This is a genomic window from Acidovorax facilis (assembly GCF_050626955.1).
GTDB classification, from domain to species: domain Bacteria; phylum Pseudomonadota; class Gammaproteobacteria; order Burkholderiales; family Burkholderiaceae_C; genus Acidovorax; species Acidovorax facilis.
This window is the reverse complement of the sequence record NZ_CP192460.1, coordinates 2,646,971-2,662,659: the sequence shown is the minus strand read 5'-3', so window position 1 is coordinate 2,662,659 and position 15,689 is coordinate 2,646,971. Positions and strand designations below refer to the sequence as shown.

General features: G+C 62.7%; 16 protein-coding genes. 15 read left to right on the top strand and 1 reads right to left on the bottom strand.

Annotation, left to right across the window (positions count from 1 at the left end; translation table 11 throughout):
* The 4 genes from ACQ4MJ_RS12080 (at position 1) to ACQ4MJ_RS12065 (ending at position 5,232) form a co-directional block, all read left to right on the top strand.
* Positions 1-1,464: a primase-helicase family protein gene (locus tag ACQ4MJ_RS12080; protein WP_431152522.1), complete on the top strand. Its 1,464-nt coding sequence runs from the start codon at positions 1-3 to the stop codon at positions 1,462-1,464.
* A gap of 608 nt (positions 1,465-2,072) precedes the next feature.
* The gene (locus ACQ4MJ_RS12075; protein ID WP_431152523.1) at positions 2,073-2,573 is read left to right on the top strand and encodes a hypothetical protein; all 501 of its coding nucleotides are present in this window, start codon (positions 2,073-2,075) and stop codon (positions 2,571-2,573) included.
* The gene (locus tag ACQ4MJ_RS12070; RefSeq protein ID WP_431152524.1) at positions 2,573-4,378 is read left to right on the top strand and encodes a DNA cytosine methyltransferase; all 1,806 of its coding nucleotides are present in this window, start codon (positions 2,573-2,575) and stop codon (positions 4,376-4,378) included. The genes ACQ4MJ_RS12075 and ACQ4MJ_RS12070 overlap by 1 nt, the downstream gene beginning before the upstream one ends.
* A complete protein-coding gene (locus ACQ4MJ_RS12065; protein ID WP_431152525.1) occupies positions 4,375-5,232 on the top strand; it encodes a DNA adenine methylase in 858 nt (285 codons plus the stop codon). Before ACQ4MJ_RS12070 ends, ACQ4MJ_RS12065 begins: the two co-directional genes overlap by 4 nt.
* A gap of 29 nt (positions 5,233-5,261) precedes the next feature.
* On the opposite strand, the gene ACQ4MJ_RS12060 is transcribed toward ACQ4MJ_RS12065, so the two are convergent.
* Entirely contained in the window at positions 5,262-5,534 is a 273-nt protein-coding gene (locus tag ACQ4MJ_RS12060) for a hypothetical protein (RefSeq protein ID WP_431152526.1), read from the bottom strand.
* A 50-nt stretch (positions 5,535-5,584) separates the two neighbouring features.
* Here ACQ4MJ_RS12060 and ACQ4MJ_RS12055 point away from each other — a divergent pair, with 50 nt between their 5' ends.
* From ACQ4MJ_RS12055 to ACQ4MJ_RS12005, 11 genes are all read left to right on the top strand, one after another.
* Complete coding sequence (locus ACQ4MJ_RS12055; RefSeq protein ID WP_431152527.1) at positions 5,585-7,702, top strand: terminase gpA endonuclease subunit; 2,118 nt, start codon at positions 5,585-5,587, stop codon at positions 7,700-7,702.
* On the top strand, positions 7,699-8,235 hold the full coding sequence (locus ACQ4MJ_RS12050; protein ID WP_431152528.1) for a hypothetical protein: 537 nt from the start codon (positions 7,699-7,701) through the stop codon (positions 8,233-8,235). Before ACQ4MJ_RS12055 ends, ACQ4MJ_RS12050 begins: the two co-directional genes overlap by 4 nt.
* Positions 8,236-8,656: 421 nt before the next feature.
* Positions 8,657-9,388 (top strand): hypothetical protein, encoded by a 732-nt coding sequence (locus tag ACQ4MJ_RS12045; protein ID WP_431152529.1) that lies wholly within the window; start codon positions 8,657-8,659, stop codon positions 9,386-9,388.
* Positions 9,385-9,636, top strand: coding sequence for a hypothetical protein (locus tag ACQ4MJ_RS12040; RefSeq protein ID WP_431152530.1), 252 nt, complete (start codon positions 9,385-9,387; stop codon positions 9,634-9,636). The genes ACQ4MJ_RS12045 and ACQ4MJ_RS12040 overlap by 4 nt, the downstream gene beginning before the upstream one ends.
* A gap of 1 nt (position 9,637) precedes the next feature.
* Complete coding sequence (locus tag ACQ4MJ_RS12035) at positions 9,638-11,293, top strand: phage portal protein (protein WP_431152531.1); 1,656 nt, start codon at positions 9,638-9,640, stop codon at positions 11,291-11,293.
* Complete coding sequence (locus ACQ4MJ_RS12030) at positions 11,290-11,730, top strand: hypothetical protein (protein ID WP_431152532.1); 441 nt, start codon at positions 11,290-11,292, stop codon at positions 11,728-11,730. Before ACQ4MJ_RS12035 ends, ACQ4MJ_RS12030 begins: the two co-directional genes overlap by 4 nt.
* Entirely contained in the window at positions 11,727-13,058 is a 1,332-nt protein-coding gene (locus tag ACQ4MJ_RS12025) for a S49 family peptidase (RefSeq protein ID WP_431152533.1), read from the top strand. The genes ACQ4MJ_RS12030 and ACQ4MJ_RS12025 overlap by 4 nt, the downstream gene beginning before the upstream one ends.
* Positions 13,059-13,098: 40 nt before the next feature.
* Positions 13,099-13,758 (top strand): hypothetical protein, encoded by a 660-nt coding sequence (locus ACQ4MJ_RS12020; RefSeq protein WP_431152534.1) that lies wholly within the window; start codon positions 13,099-13,101, stop codon positions 13,756-13,758.
* Between the two features lie 38 nt (positions 13,759-13,796).
* Positions 13,797-14,828, top strand: a complete 1,032-nt coding sequence (locus tag ACQ4MJ_RS12015; protein WP_431152535.1) for a major capsid protein — start codon at positions 13,797-13,799, stop codon at positions 14,826-14,828.
* 6 nt (positions 14,829-14,834) lie between these two features.
* Positions 14,835-15,170 carry a hypothetical protein gene (locus tag ACQ4MJ_RS12010; RefSeq protein ID WP_431152536.1) on the top strand — a complete coding sequence of 112 codons (336 nt, stop codon included), beginning with the start codon at positions 14,835-14,837 and terminating at the stop codon, positions 15,168-15,170.
* Positions 15,167-15,622: a hypothetical protein gene (locus ACQ4MJ_RS12005; protein WP_431152537.1), complete on the top strand. Its 456-nt coding sequence runs from the start codon at positions 15,167-15,169 to the stop codon at positions 15,620-15,622. The genes ACQ4MJ_RS12010 and ACQ4MJ_RS12005 overlap by 4 nt, the downstream gene beginning before the upstream one ends.
* Positions 15,623-15,689 lie beyond the last annotated feature (67 nt).

Sequence of the window (15,689 nt, the reverse complement as noted above, 5' to 3'; positions counted from 1 at the left end):
ATGTCGGGGGATGGGGGTGGTGACGCCGGGGAGCCTTCTGAGCCTCCAGCAGATGACGCCGCTGGCGACAAGCCGGTGCAGGGGCGCAAGAAAGAAAAGACCATCGACTGGGGGAAGTTCAACCACCTGGTCGAGCACTTTGTGCTGATCTACGGCACGGACACCGTGTGGGATGGCTCGGAGCGGCTGCAGATGAAGATCGCCAACATGGGCCACGCCCACGGCGCGGACATGGTGCGTATGTGGAAGTCCAGCGAGCGGCGGCGCACTGTGCGGCTGGATGACGTGGTGTTTGACCCCACGATGCAGTGCGACCCAGAAACGACGGTAAATCTGTATGACGGCATGGCCATGGTGCCCAAGGAGGGCAACGTGGACCCCATCCTTGATCTGGTGCGCTACCTGACCAGTCGGGCGGCCGAACACGATGCCGAGTGCGACGAGATCATGCACTGGCTGCTGTGCTGGCTGGCCTACCCGCTGCAGCACCCTGGCGCCAAGCTGCGCACGGCGGTGGTGATGCACGGGGATGAGGGCGCCGGGAAGAACTTTTTGTTCGACATCATGGTGGCGATCTATGGGAAGTACGGCGCCCTGGTCGGTCAGGATGAGCTGGAGGACAAGTTCAACGACTGGCGCAGCTGCAAGATGTTTGTGGTGGGCGATGAGGTGTCCAGCCGCGCTGAGCTGGTGCACAACAAGAACAGGTTGAAGGCCCTGATCACGTCGCCTACGGTTCAGATCAACCCGAAGAACTTGGCTCGTCGGGAAGAGAAGAACCAGATGAACATCGTGTTCCTCTCGAATGAGCTGCAGCCGCTGGCCCTGGACAACTCAGATCGGCGCTACCTGGTGGTGTACACGCCCCGGGCCAAAGACCCCGACTACTACCGAAAGCTGGGCGAGTGGCGGGATAGCGGGGGCGCTGAGGCGTTCTATCACTTCCTGCTGACGTACCCCCTCAGTGGGTTTCACCCCTATTCGCCCGCGCCCATGACGGCGGCCAAAGAGGCGCTGATCGAGATCAACAGAAAGAGCCCTGAGCAGTTCTGGGCTGAGTGGTCGAGTGGTGAGCTGGATCTGCCGTACCAGGCGTGTGCTGTGGATCAGGCGTATTCCGCCTACCTCAAGTGGTGCCAGCGTACTGGCGACCGCTACCCATTCAAGCGCAACCAGTTCACGCCCACGCTCACCCGGTTCTCTGAAGGGCAGGGCAAGCCTGCGCGCACCAAGGCTATGAACGTCACGCGCCCTGGTGAAGCCAAGAAAACCACCCGAATGCTGCTGGTCTGTGAGCCCGTCTTGCGCAAGCCCGACGCTGGGCCTGACGACGTGACCATGACAGAGACCGAATGGGCTACCAGCTCTGTGACCGACTTTGGTGTGGCCTTGCGCAAATACATCGGCTATGGGTCTGGCTCCCCGTCCCACGATGGCGGCAATGCCGATGGAGGTGATGAATGAGCGCCCGTGGAGTTACGCGGTTACGCGAGCGCGTAACGCACAAACCCAGCACTGGCGCGGGTAGTTACGCGATTACGCGGTTACGCGCCTCCCGTGTGTGCATATGTGCGCAGGCATGCAGGCGGGCGCGTGTGTGCGTGCATGCATGTGTGTGCGTGTGCAGCGTAACCGCGTAATCGCGTAACTCGCTAGGCGTGGCGCGGGTTGTGGTGTTACGCGTGCGCATAACCGCGTAACTCGGTTTGTTCTTTTTAAGAAAGAAAAGGAAAAGGGAATGACAACGATAGATGGCTTGATGGTCACAGGTGTGGATGTAGGGGCGGAGCGCATGACGTTCTCGGTCACTCGATGCGTGATCGTGGGCACCCCTGGTCGCTCGGACCCGCTCGGCCGCGTCTGGGTTGACCCTGTCAGGGTTGACCCTACCCCCCCTCTAGGTACTCCCGGGGCCGTTCGTCATGGGGGTAATTCGACCCCCGCGCGGACGCTAGTTGCACGCGCTGGGAAAAGTCCGGTTCTTGGTCCGGTTTTGGGGCTGTAGTCCGATGGCGGTCCGGCTTTTGACAAAGGCAGCGTATGCCCGGCATCGCGGTTGCGATGAGAAGGCAGTGCGCAAGGCCATCGCCGACGGGCGTATCAGCACCATCGACGGGAAGATCGACCCCGATGTGGCTGATATCCAATGGGCGAAGAACACGCGCGCCCGGGCCGATAGCAAGCGCACCGAGGCGACTCTTCCTGTTGAAGGTGGGGGGGCGTTGCCCCCTGCGCCGCAACCTGCTGGCGGCCCGGACAACGCACCCTCGGCACCCGGCTATTCAGACTTTCGTGCCATCCGCGAAAAGGCTGATGCGGAGATGGCGCAGCGGGCCAACCTCAAGGCTGCGGGCTTGCTGGTTGAACGTGGTGCCACAGAGCGCGGAATCTTCGACGTCATCCGCACCTACCGCGACGCCGTGATGTCCGTGGGCCAGCGCGCAGCTCCCAAGGTTTTGGGCCTGACTGACGCCCGCGACATCGAACACACGATCACCGACGAAACCCGCAAGGCGCTGGAGGGCTTCGAGTCCCGCCTGCTCGCGCTCTTGCCTCCAAAGGAAAACATCTGATGCGCACCCCCCAATTCATCCTTGGCCTGGACGATGAACTGCTGGTCGATGAGTTCGCCTGTGGCGGCGGCATGTCCGAAGCAATTGAGCAGGCCACTGGCCGCCATGTGGACATCGCAGTCAACCATGACGAAGACGCCTGCAGCATGCACGCAGCCAACCACCCGCAGACCGAGCACCACTGGAAAGACGTGTTCGAGGTGTGCCCGCGCAGGGCCACCAAAGGGCGGGCCGTGGGTTTGCTGCACCTCTCGCCCGACTGCACCCACCACAGCCAGGCCCGGGGCGGGCAGCCGCGCAACAAGAAACTGCGCGGCCTCGCCTGGATCGCTCCGCGCTGGTGCGGCACGAAGCGCCCTCGCATCGTCACGCTGGAGAACGTGAAACAGATCCTTCAGTGGGGACCGCTCATCGCCAAAAGGTGCCCTAAGACGAAGCGCGTTGTGAAGATCGACGGCACCGTGGCCTCAGTCGGTGAACGCGTACCTGTCCAGGAGCAACATCTGATTCCTGACCCGGCGCGAGCGGGCAAGACCTGGCGCGCATTTGTCCGGGCGCTGGAAAGCCTGGGCTACGTTGTTGAATGGCGCATTCTGTGCGCGGCTGACTATGGCGCCCCCACCACGCGCAGCCGCCTGTTCATGGTCGCGCGTTGCGACGGCGCCCCTATCGTCTGGCCGGAACCCACCCACTTCAAGAACCCGGCCAAGGGCCAGAAGCGCTGGCGTTCGGCAGCAGAGTGCATCGACTGGAGCATCCAAGGCCGCAGCATCTTTGAGCGCGAGAAGCCGCTGGCCGATGCCACCCTGCGCCGTGTGGCTCACGGTATGAAGCGGTACGTGCTGGACAGCGCTGACCCCTTCATTGTGCAGATCGCCAACTGGTCGCGCGCTGGAGTCACCAGCGCCAGCGATCCGCTCTCCACCGTCACGGCCTGGCCGCGCGGCGGGTCGCACGCCGTGGTGGCCCCCGTGATGGTCCAGGCAGGCCATGGCCAGGGCACACCAGACGCGCCACGCTGGAGTCACGGCAACAAGAGCGTGCGCGATCCCGTAGGCACGGTAACCGCCAGCGGCGGCGGCCAAGCCGTGGCCTTGGGGACGCTGGTGCAGATGGGCTACGGCGAACGCGAAGGCCAGGCTCCGCGCGCCCTGGACGCCCATCAACCGCTCGGCACTGTAGTCGGCGCTGGGAAATTCGCCGCAGTTGCTGCTTTCGTAGAGCAGGCCAACGGCGGCTTCAATGCCACCCCCGCCCGCGATGCCCGCGAGCCCTTGTCCACCAGCACAGCCACGGGTTCACAGCAACGGTTGGTAACGGCCCACCTCGCCACCTTGCGTCAGAACTGTGTCGGTGAGGACTTGGCCGATCCTGTGCCCACGATCACATCCGGGGGTGAGCACCATGCGCTCATTGAATACACCCTGTCGCCCGAAGCCGAAGAGGGCGCTTTGCGTTGCGCAGCCTTCCTGATCCGCTACTACGGCCAGGGCGGGCAGCTCGGCGACATGCGACAGCCCATGTCCACCAGCACTACCAAAGACCGCCTCGCACTTGTCACGGTATGGCTGCGCGGAACGCCCTACGTCATCGTGGACATCCAGCTGCGCATGCTCACCCCGCGCGAGCTGTACAACGCCAACGGCTTTCCCAAGACCTACATCATCGACCGGGGGCACGACGGGCGCGTTTTCAGCAAGTCCATCCAGGTGCGCATGTGCGGCAATGCAGTGCCGCCACCGCTGGGGCGGGCTGTGATTGAGGCGAACTGGAACAGCAAGGTTCCGATGCGGAGGGCAGCATGACAACCGTGTCACGTCCCGCCCTGCGCTACCACGGCGGTAAGTTCAGGCTTGCCAATTGGGTGATGCAGTTCTTTCCCCCGCATCGGATCTACACCGAAGCCTTCGGTGGCGCGGCCGGTGTTTTGCTGCAGAAGCCGCGCTGTCACGGGGAGGTTTACAACGACCTCGACGACAACGTGGTGTCATTCTTCCGTTGCCTGCAGTCGCCTGAGCTACGGGATCGGCTTGTGCAGGCCATCACCCTGACGCCCTACGCACGGGCAGAGTTTGATACGGCTTGGGAACCGACCGATGATCTGGTCGAGCGTGCGCGGCGCACGGCAGTTCGAGCCCAGATGGGTTTCGGTTCAGCAGGAGCCACCAAGGGGAGCACAGGCCTGCGCACCGACACGATGCGGCGCTACTCCACCGCTCAGATGGATTGGGCTGCCTATCCGCCTGTCCTGCTCGACGTAGCGGAGAGGTTTCAGGCGGTGCTGATCGAGAACCGCCCAGCAGTCGATGTGCTGCAACAGCATGACAGCCACGAGACGCTGCACTTTGTTGACCCGCCCTATGTCCACAGCACCCGAGTGCTTCGCAACTCAAGCGGTTGCTATCGACACGAGATGAGCGACGACGATCACGCTGAGCTGCTGGGAGTACTGCGCGAACTGCGGGGCATGGTTGTCCTGTCCGGCTATGCGTCGGACTTGTACGCTGACGAGTTGCCGGGATGGACCTCGCATTGCACGGCGGCAAGGATAAGCAGTGGTCGGGGAACTGCCTTGCGGACGGAGGTGGTTTGGCTGAATGCCAACTGCCAGTCAGCGTTGGCCAGTGCAGACAGCGGCCTCTTTTCCGAGGTTGCCTGATGACCAAGCAAGAGTTCGCTAAGGAGCGGTCACATTTCTCCAATGAGCCGAAGCTCTGGGTGGCTGTCTTTTTTTTGCGTCGCCAGTATGGGGCGGTCGTTCTCATTGACTCCAGCAAAAGAAACCTCCCCAGTTTTCAGCATCGTCTGAAACCTCTCTCCCTCTACCGGCCCGATCCCGAGTTTTGCCATCGCGGCGCTGGCCGCCGCGACGAGCGCGACGTTCTCGGGTTCCGAGAGCGTATGTCCGCGCCTGATTCGATCCCAAGGGGTAGTCGTGTCGTCGTAGAAATACCAAGTCATAGCGAATCTCCAGTGTTTGACCAGCGCATTCTCGCGCGGGAAGGCGTGGCATGAACCTCGCTGACGGCTATGAACTGGTCGTTCGCGCAGCCATTGAGGGCGCGCGCCCAGACCCCGAGCTGCGCATCGACGAGTGGGCCGAGGAGTTCATGGAGCTGCCCAAGAGCGCAGCCCACCCTGGCAAGTTTCGATTCGAGCGCACGCCCTATGCGCGGCGGGTGCACCAGGTGCTTTCACCAGGCCACCCGTGCAAGCGCGTGGTCGCGAAGGTCGCCTCGCAGATGTTCAAGACGCAGACTGCGATCAACGCCATCGGAGCGTGGATTCATCGTTCGCCCGGCAACATCCTGGCCCTGCAGCCCACCGATGGCCTGGCAAAGCGGTTCTCCGCCCGCATCTCGCAAGCCATCCGCATCGTGCCTGAGCTGCGCGAATGCGTCAGCCAGCAAAAGAGCAGGGACAAGCGGAACACCACCCAGGCCAAAGACTTCCGTGGCGATGCAACCCTTTACATCAACACCGCAGGTTCCGCGTCCAACCTGGCGGAAATCACCGCACGGTACCTCTTCATCGACGAAGTTGACCGGCTGCCGCCGCTGGAGGAAGGTGATTCGGTCGAAATCGCCGAGGCCCGGGCCACGCAGCATGAGCGCGATTGCAAGTTCTACGAAGTCTCCTCGCCCACCTTCGAGGGCTTCAGCAAGATCGATGACCTGTTTGAGATGGGGACACAGGAGGTCTACCGCGTTCCCTGCCCAAATTGCGGAGATCACCACGAACTGGTGCTGGAGAACTTCCGCTACCGACGCGACGAAGATACCGGCTTCATGGATCGGGCCTGGTTTGTCTGCCCGAGCTGCGAGTGCGACATCGAGGAACGCTACAAATCCAGCATGTTCCTCGACGAGGCAGAGGGAGGCACTGCCCACTGGCATGCCACCGCCACGGGCGACGGCGAAACTGTCAGCTTCACCATGTCGGCTTTCTACATGCCGATTGGTGCCACCAGCTGGCTCACCCTGGCACGCCAATACGACCGCGCCAAAAAGGCACGGCAGCGGGGTGACCACACACTCATGCAGGCGTTCTACAACACACGCCTGGGCCTGAGCTACCGCAACACAGAATCCAACACCACCGCCAAGCAACTGCAGGACCGTGCGGAGGACACCCCTCCACGTGTGATTCCCGATGAGGCGCTAGTGGTTACCATGGCAACCGACACCCAGGATACGTGGCTAGAGGTACAGATCGAGGGTTGGGGTCCGGGCATGCAGCATTGGGTGCTGGACCACATCATCCTCCCAGGTCTGCCCTCAGATTCGCCTGACGACCCTAAGAGCGTCTGGGCGCGGCTCGATGAAATTCGCCGCACCCCGTTGCTGCATGCAAGTGGCCGAGCTATCCAGATCAGCGCAGATGGTATCGACGCGGGGGGACACCACACCCAGGATGTGTACAACTACGGATCGAACCGCGCGCACCTTGGCTGCACGGTGCTGGGTGGATCGCCTAGGCCAAACCGTCCAATCATCAGCAGCACGCCCAGCAAAGTGGATATCGACTGGGGCGGCAGCAAGCGGCCAGGAGGCGTGGAGCGCTGGATGGTCGGTACCGACGTCGCCAAAGACTATCTGTTCAACCGCTTCCACCTGGCCGAAGGTCCGGGCGCCATGCGCTTTCACAAGAGCCTGTCGGCAGAGTGGTTTGCCGGACTGGTGGTGGAACAGCCTCGAACCCGATACGTGAAGGGTAGGGCGGTGCGCGAATGGGTCAAACCCAACGGCGCCCGTAATGAGCCGCTGGACCTTTCCGTCTACAACCTCGCCATCGCCTACCGCCTGGGCTTGCACAAGTGGAGTGCCCTGGACTGGCAGCGCCTGCGCGACAAGCTCATCCCTCGCAACAGAGACATGTTTGCCCCCATGCCGGAGGCCACTCCGGCATACCTGTCAAACACCGACGCAGGCGAGGTTCGGCAAGTCCACATGGCGCCTGGTCCAACTACCTCCCCAGCGCCCCAAGCCGGACCGACCGTACAGACGTCTGTACCCCAGCAAGCCAGCGTAGCGCCCACCCCCCCGCAGAGCGCTCCCACGCCCACCCCCATTTATCAACCTCAGGCGCCTGTCGGGCGCCGGATGCGATCAAGAGGACTTCGCCGATGACAAACAAATCAAACCAGTACGACACAGAAGCCTTGCGCTTGGCGGCCCCAGGTCCGGCGAGCCGTGACGGCGAGGAGATGTCACCACTCGATGAAGAGCAACGGGACCTCGACGATTTGTGTGAACGCTGGGTCGCATGGAAGGCAACCAGGAGGCTGTACGGCCCGCCACCAACAATGGGATCGGTGTTGGGGCAACTCAGCGGCACACGTACGCGGCCGTTGCAGCCCGGGGGGCCTGATGCAATTTCCAGCGCTGAGTTGGCGGCATTTCACATCGCGTATACGTGTCAGCCGGACGCGCTCGACAAGCGTGTGTTCGAACTCTACTACGTCCACCGTGTCGCACCGGTCAAGTCGGCAGCAGCGGCTTTGAAGATCAGCCGCTCCCATTTCTACTTGGTGCTGTCAGAGTTTCGGAAGAAGCTGTACAAAGCCTCTACTGCATTGTTAGAAGTTGAAATGTCGAAGTTCGCTACCATGACAGCCGGACGCACCCAGCCAAAATCAGATGGTGCATCTGAAATTGACTAACTACATGGAGGAAATATGGGCGAACTTAGAAAATGCCAAATCAAGCGCGAGTATCAGGATCCACTCACTGGCGTGTTTCACCAATGGGGCAGCAAGATTGGCTATGGGGAGGGAGATCAGCCATTTCAGGTTACGTATGGGGTGGTTGAACTTGACAGTGGAGAGGTCAAGGAAGTAGCTCCAGCGAGTATTGTTTTCTTGGACAAGTAGTTCTAGTCTCTTTTGTCAATCTCAGTTTTGTCATCTCTGGATAGGACACTTTTGAGATAGACGTGATAAGACACTTTGGCCCAAAATTGGCCCCAATTCAGGTAGGTCTCAAAACTCCGCCAGCCTGAAAATCAATAGTCCACAACGCAGTTGTGCAGCATGCCCCCGGCAGCCGAAAGGCCCCGGGGGCTTTCTTTTGGGGCTTCCAAACATGCTTGAAATTCGCCGCAGCGGCAACATGGCCGATGTGATTGCATCGGTGCGTGACGTGCCCGCTCGCATCGTGCCGTACGCCGCCTCCACGGCGCTCACGCGCACCGCGCAGCACGCGGCCAAGATCGAGCTGCCCGCCGAAATGCGTTCGGTGTTCGGCAACCCCGTGGCCTACACCCTGAACTCGCTGCGCATTGAGCCTGCGACCAAAGACACATTGAGTGCGCGGGTGATGGTCAAGACGAGTGCTGCGGGCATTGCGCCCGAGAACTTCTTGCTTCCTCAGGTCGAGGGCGGAGGCCGCAAGCACAAGCGTGCCGAGGCCGCCATGCGCTACGCCGGTGTGCTTGGCGCGGGCCAGTTCGCCATGCCCGGCAAGGGGCTGTCGCTGGACGCAAACGGCAACGTCAAGGGTGCCGAGGTTCGCACCATCCTGGCGGCGCTCAAGAACATCCGTGCCGTCTCCAACGCGGAGTTCAAACAGCGTAAAGGCCGCAAACTGGAAAACGACCTGTTCGTCGGCAAGCCCAACGGCGGCAATCGCCCAGACGGCATCTGGCGCCGGGAAGGCAAGCGCATCCGTGCGCTGTTCGTCTTCACCAATGACGCCCCCACCTACGGCAAACGCCTGGACTTCACGGGCGTGGTCCAGCGCGTGGCCCTGCAGCGTTTCCAGCCCGAGTTCCAGAAGGCCATGGCCGCCATGGTGGCGCGCGGGGGGCGGGCATGAGCGCGGCGCCTGCAATCACGCCGCTGGAGCTGGCGCAGCAGCGCCTGGCGAACTACCTGACGGCCGAGGCAAAGATCCTCGAATCGCAAGAGTACAGCGTGGGGCAGGGCGGCACTGCCCGCCGCACGCGCCGGGCCGAGCTGGAACAGGTGCAGAACGGCATCCGCGAAGTACGCATCGAGATCGCCAAACTGACGGCCGCAGCCACCCGCCGTGGGCGCGTCTCTTACCTACGCCCGAGGTGCTGACATGCACGCATCCCTCCTCGATCGCCTCGTGAGCCGGGTGGCGCCGACGTATGCCGTGAACCGCCTCAAGAGCAAGATGCAGTTCGATGTGATCGCATCCCTTGGTGGCTCTCTCGGTGGCGAAAACGCCCTTTTTGGATCAGACGATGCCACGGGCACGCGCGACGATGGTGGCTCACGCCGCTGGCGGCCCGCGCCCCGCGATGCCAAGGCCGACAGCCTCAAGCACCTTCCCCTGCAGCGCGGGCAGTCGCGCGACCTTGTGCGTACCAGTCCCATTGCCTTGGGCGCCATCAACACCAACGTGGATCGCGTCGTCGGCACCGGCCTTGCTCTCAGTGCACAGCCGCACCGTGGCATCCTGGGTTGGAGCGTGGAAGAGACCGTGGCCTGGAAGATGCACGTTCAGGCCGAGTTCAGCCTCTGGGCTGACAGCCCTGAATGCGATATCGCAGGCACGCTCAACTTCTACGAACAGCAAGGGCTCCTGTTGCGCAGCACGCTGGAGAGCGGTGACACCTTCACCATCCTGCCTGACGGTGAACCCACCTCTACACAGCCCTACCGCCTCCGCATTCAGTTGCTGGAGGGTGATCGCTGCGGCAATCCTCAGGGGACGCGGGACACCGAAGAAGTTGCGGGCGGGGTCCGCATGGGGCAAGGCGGCATGCCCATGGCCTTTTTCATCTACGACCACCATCCCGGTGGCGTGCGTGTCGCGGGCAACCGCTGGGCAGGCCGGTGGTACGACCGCCTGGGCAGGTCCGGGCGCCGGCGCATCCTGCACCACTACCGCAAGCTGCGGCCCGAGATGCCTCGCGGCGTGCCCTACCTGGCGCCCATCGTCGGCTGCATCAAGCAACTCACACGCTACACAGAGGCCGAGATTGCAGCCGCTGTCATCAGCAGCTATTTCACCGTCTTTATCAAGAGTGATGGCGGCAACGCTGCAGCACCCATCTTCCAGGGTGGAGGCGCGCCCGGTGAAGGCGGCGGCGGAGGCGACGTTTCCGAACTGGGGCCAGCCGCCATCATCGATCTGGCGAAGGGTGAAGAAGCGCAGTTTGCAAACCCTCTGCGGCCCAACCCTAACTTCGACCCCTTTGTCCAAGCGGTGCTGCGCCAGATCGGCATGGCGCTGGGCATCCCCTACGAGCTGCTGGTCAAGAAGTTCGACGCCAGCTATTCCGCCAGCAAGGCAGCGCTGCTTGATGCTGGCATTTACTTCCGCTCGGTGCGCACCTGGCTTTCGCGCAGCTTCTGCCAGCCCGTGTATGAGACATGGCTCGCCGAAGCGGTGTCACGCGGCCGTGTCACGGCCCCGGGGTTCTTCACCGACCCCCTGCTGCGTTGGGCATACACCCGCGCACTCTGGCATGGCGACAGCATGGGCAGCATCAACCCCAAGGATGAGGTAGCTGCATACAGCGCTGCTGTAAACGAGCGGTTCATGTCTCGTGAGCGTGCCGAGTGGGAGTTGTTCGGCACCGATTGGAACGACACCTTCGACCAGAAGGAAGCCGAGGAATCGCGCCTGCGCAAAGCCCAAATGCTCCCAGTGCCCAAGGCTGGTGCAGCAGCTCCACAGAACTCGCCCAAGCCATCGGCAGCTCCCTCAAAAGAGGATGCCGTCGAAAACGAAGCGGTACCCGCATGACCGAGAAAACCATTTCTGCCGAACAGGTCGCGATCCTGGCCGAGCGTGTGGACACCCTGCTGCTCAACTACTCGGAACTCAAGGGCCTGCTGTTGGCCATCAGTCAGCAACAAAGCACCGTCAGCAGCCAGTCTGCGGTGCTGCAAGAGCGTCTGGTGTCGTTCGACGCCAATCAGCGCCGCCTGTTCCAGCTTTCTGACGAGCACGCGCACTCGATCAAGCAGATCAGCTCCGAACTCAAGGTGCACAGCTGGACCTGGAAACTCGTGGGCTCCGTCGCGGTGTCATCGCTGGGCTTGGTCGGCTGGGCGTACACCGAGTTGCGCAGCCTGCAAGGCCAGGACAACCGGCATGAAAACCGGCTTTCCATTCTCGAATTCATTGTCGGCGGCCGCGCATCACCGGCCCCGAAGTCCAAGGAGGGCACTACCCCATGACTCTGCTCGATCTCATCACGGGCGCCTGGGCCATCGACCCCGACAAGCTGCGCGAGATCCAGGCAATCTATGCCACTCACCTGCGCGGCGAGAAGATCGACATCGCCGCCATCGAGGCCCGCCTCGGTCGCCCCCTTTCCAGTGAGCAGCAGGCCTACTCGGTGGAGCCTGGCGGTGTGGCAGTGCTTCGCATGTCTGGCGTGATCGCACCCAAGGCAAACCTGTTCATGCAGGTCAGCGGGGGGCTCAGCACTCAGATGGCCACCAAGCAGCTCGAAAGCGCCACGGTTGATTCCAGCGTGCGTTCCACCATCCTGGCGCTGGATACCCCGGGCGGCAGTGTTATTGGTACGCCTGAGATGGCCGCTGCCGTGCACGAGTTGGCGAAGATCAAACCCATCGTCACGCACAGCGATGGCGCTCTTGCCAGCGCAGGCTATTGGATCGGCAGCGCGGCCAACGCCGTGTACGTCAGCGGCCCCACAGTGCAGGCCGGCAGCATTGGCGTGGTCATCGACCGCACTTTCAATCCGAACAGCGCGCTGCGCGAGGAAAGCATCGTCGCTGGCCGATACAAGCGCCTCACCAAGTCCAACGAACCACTGAGCGACGAAGCCCGCGCCATCGTCCAGGCCGACGTGGACTACGTCTATTCGCTGTTCGTGGACGCCGTCGCGCAATACCGCGACACCACGGCACAACAAGTTCTGGACCGCATGGCCGATGGCCGTGTGTTCAGGGGCCAGCAGGCCATCGATGCGGGGTTGGTGGACGGTGTCTCCACCCTCGACGCACTGGTGGAAAGCATGGCCACCAACCCCGCCCCGTACGCCACGCGCCGCAAGGCCGTGTTTGCCGTGGCGGCACTTCCGTCCCCAAGCGCCGGTGCTGCGCCCAAAGACACAACCACAACCCGTGAAAAGGAACCCGTCATGGCTGACCCTGACAACAAAACCCCCATCACGCGTGCGTCTTTCGAGCAGGACCACGCGCCACTCTTCGCCCAAATGCGCGGCGAATTCCTCGCCCTGGGGGCCACGCAAGAGCGTGAGCGCATCCAGGCCGTGCTGGCCCTCGACGCCCATGGCGAAAAGGAGCTGATCAATACCCTGGCCTTCGACGGCAAGACCTCTGCGGGTGATGCCGCTCTTGCCGTGCTCAAGGCCCAGGCCGCACGCACCTCAGCAGCTGCTGCCCAGCACCAGCAGGATGCCCCGCCCGCCGCACCTGGCAGCGCCTCCGCCGCGCCCACGAATCAGGGCGAAGACACGGACCGCAGCATCGGCAAGCGCGCCGCTGCAGCCTTCAACGAACTCCGGGGCCGCTAAGGCGTCGGTTCCATCAACACCCATTTGAAGGACCAAGAACATGACGTTCCTTGCAACCTACAAGAGCCAGGGGTATGTACCTCGCGGACTCATCGCTGGCAACGCAGCATTGCTGATCAGCGAATCCATCTCATTGCTGGCGGGCAACCATGCACGCGGCACCTTGCTGGGCCGTGTGACGCTGGGCGATGCCACTTCGGCCGCGAAGGCTGGTGGCAACACCGGTAACGGTGTGCTGACCCTCGATGCGACTCCCCGCCTCGACGGCGCACAGGCTGGTGTCTACGCCGTCACCTGCACCACTGCTGCAGCCAACGGCGGCACCTTCACGGTAGTCGCGCCAGATGGCTACTCGCTCGGCACCGTATCCGTGGGCGCCACGTTTGCCAACCAGATCAAGTTCAGCATCGCCGATGGCAGCACGGACTTCATCGTGGGCGACAGCTTCAACATCACCGTCGCGGCGGGGTTGGGCGGCTTTGTGAAAAGTCTCTCCACCGCCAATGACGGCTCGCAGGTGCCCGAAGCCATCCTGGCCGAAGACACCGACGCCACGCTGGCACCGGCTCCCACCATCGCCTACACGCGCGGTGACTTCATCTCCGATGACGTCATCTTCGGCGCAGCCCACACCGTGGACTCCACGCGCGCGGTGCTCCGCGACAAGGGCATCTTCCTCATCGGTCAAGTGCCGGTCTGAGGCCCATCCACAACCCCAACACATAGGAGCCTTACACCATGCCCGATATCTTCAGCACTGACAGCCTGGTCGCTGTCGTCGAAGAGCTGCGCGTGCCCAACCTGGGCCTCGCAAACCGCTACTTCATCAACGTCCAGCAAGACGAATCCGAAGAAATCCACTTCGACATCGAGAACAAGCCGCGCCGCATGGCTCCGTTTGTCAGCCCTCTGGTGGCTGGCCAGGTGGTCGCCAGCCGTGGTTTCCGTACCGACACCTTCAAGCCTGCGTACATCAAGGACAAGCGCGTGTTTCACCCGGGTCGCGCCGTCAAGCGTGCCATGGGCGAGAAAATTGGTGGTGAGGAGCTGTCCGCCGAGCAGCGCATGGAGTTGCTGGTGGCGCAGGATCTCCAGGATCAGATTGACGGCCTGGAGCGCCGCCTCGAATGGATGGCGGCCCAGGTGCTCTACGCGGGCAAGGTCGTTGTCCAGGCACCCCAGTACCCAAAGGCGGTCGTGGACTTCGGGCGCCACCAGGACCTCACCATCAACCTGCAAAACGCGGAGCGCTGGGGCGAGAACGGCGTCAAGCCACTCGATAGCCTGCAGGACTGGTCGGACACCATGGTCAAGCTGACAGGCGTTGGCATCAGCGATGTGACGATGACCATCGACGCCTGGAAGGTGTTCCGCGCCGATCCTGACGTAAAGGAACGCCTTGACCGCTATCGTGGCAACAGCACCATCCAGCAAGACGCCCACAACCGCGAAGGCCTGGTGTTCCAGGGCATCGTGGATGGCTTCAACATCTACACCTACAGCGGGTGGGGCATTGAGCCAGGCGACGAAGAGGCCCAACAGAAAACGCTGCTGCCCGCCTTCACGGTGATCTGCACCGCCGCGCCAGACCTGGTGGAGGGCACGCGCCATTTCGGCGCCATCCTCGACCACGATTCGCTGCAGGCCATGCCGTACTTCCCCAAGAGCTGGTTGGAACAGGACCCCAGCATGCGCTACCTGCTGCTGCAGTCGGCGCCCTTGCTGGTGCCATACCGCGTCAACGCCACGATGCGCATCAAGGTGCGCTGATCGGCCATGCTGGATCTCGAAGAAGACATGGCCACCGTGTTCTACGGCCCCGACTTCGCCACCACCTTCACGCGCCAGCGGCCATTGGTCGCTGACGTGGATGTGACGGTGATTTTTGGGGTGGTCGATACAGAGGCCCTGGATGGCCGCGCCATGGCCGCCACGCGCAAGGTGCAGATGCCTGTCACGCAGGATGTCCGCGCTAATGATGTGTTGGTGGCCAAGGAGGCTATCCCGGCCCTCAGCATCGCCGTAGGCGCCCGGTTTCGCGTGCTGGACAACCCCCTGCGCGTGAACGACGGCATGGAGATGGAGGCGCTGCTGGGCAGCGTGTCGCCATGAGCACGCTCAAGCCAGACACGTTGCCACAGGGCGCCCCCTTCGCCATCGGTGCGGCCATCGTTGCGGCGCTGCGGGTGGCCCCAGCGCTCGACGGTGCAACGGTGCTGGACAACCCCAAGCGGTCCAGCGCCCTGCAAGACGGGGCACGCATCGTCTTCTTTGAGGATCAGGCCGACAAGCTCATTGCGCAGCCGGGCCACGCCGCAAAGCGCACTTACGGTTTTTCGCTGGGCGTCATCAATCGCACAGAGACCGACCGGCTGGGCGCTCATTCCGACTACCGGGCGGCCAAGCGCGTCATCCGCAACTGCATGCCAGAAATCGTCAAGCTGGTGCAGATCGTGGACCGTGGCCTGGTTGAAGGCGACGTGCTCTATCGCCTTGAAAACCTCGACGTGGGAGGCGGGCTGGTGCTTGGCCTGTTCACGCTCGACTACCGCGATCCGGGCTGACAAGCCTGTTTCGATTTTCCCAACCCGAGGGCCCGCCGACGTGCGGGCCTTTTTGTTTCTACTGAAA

Bases quoted from the DNA above. Each gene is read 5' to 3' on its own strand.
- ACQ4MJ_RS12035 (WP_431152531.1), top strand. From the start codon at position 9,638: ATGCACGCATCCCTCCTCGATCGCCTCGTGAGCCGGGTGGCGCCGACG.
- ACQ4MJ_RS12080 (WP_431152522.1), top strand. From the start codon at position 1: ATGTCGGGGGATGGGGGTGGTGACGCCGGGGAGCCTTCTGAGCCTCCA.
- ACQ4MJ_RS12050 (WP_431152528.1), top strand. From the start codon at position 7,699: ATGACAAACAAATCAAACCAGTACGACACAGAAGCCTTGCGCTTGGCG.
- ACQ4MJ_RS12030 (WP_431152532.1), top strand. From the start codon at position 11,290: ATGACCGAGAAAACCATTTCTGCCGAACAGGTCGCGATCCTGGCCGAG.
- ACQ4MJ_RS12005 (WP_431152537.1), top strand. From the start codon at position 15,167: ATGAGCACGCTCAAGCCAGACACGTTGCCACAGGGCGCCCCCTTCGCC.
- ACQ4MJ_RS12020 (WP_431152534.1), top strand. From the start codon at position 13,099: ATGACGTTCCTTGCAACCTACAAGAGCCAGGGGTATGTACCTCGCGGA.
- ACQ4MJ_RS12015 (WP_431152535.1), top strand. From the start codon at position 13,797: ATGCCCGATATCTTCAGCACTGACAGCCTGGTCGCTGTCGTCGAAGAG.
- ACQ4MJ_RS12010 (WP_431152536.1), top strand. From the start codon at position 14,835: ATGCTGGATCTCGAAGAAGACATGGCCACCGTGTTCTACGGCCCCGAC.
- ACQ4MJ_RS12025 (WP_431152533.1), top strand. From the start codon at position 11,727: ATGACTCTGCTCGATCTCATCACGGGCGCCTGGGCCATCGACCCCGAC.
- ACQ4MJ_RS12045 (WP_431152529.1), top strand. From the start codon at position 8,657: ATGCTTGAAATTCGCCGCAGCGGCAACATGGCCGATGTGATTGCATCG.
- ACQ4MJ_RS12070 (WP_431152524.1), top strand. From the start codon at position 2,573: ATGCGCACCCCCCAATTCATCCTTGGCCTGGACGATGAACTGCTGGTC.
- ACQ4MJ_RS12060 (WP_431152526.1), bottom strand. From the start codon at position 5,534: ATGACTTGGTATTTCTACGACGACACGACTACCCCTTGGGATCGAATC.
- ACQ4MJ_RS12055 (WP_431152527.1), top strand. From the start codon at position 5,585: ATGAACCTCGCTGACGGCTATGAACTGGTCGTTCGCGCAGCCATTGAG.
- ACQ4MJ_RS12040 (WP_431152530.1), top strand. From the start codon at position 9,385: ATGAGCGCGGCGCCTGCAATCACGCCGCTGGAGCTGGCGCAGCAGCGC.
- ACQ4MJ_RS12065 (WP_431152525.1), top strand. From the start codon at position 4,375: ATGACAACCGTGTCACGTCCCGCCCTGCGCTACCACGGCGGTAAGTTC.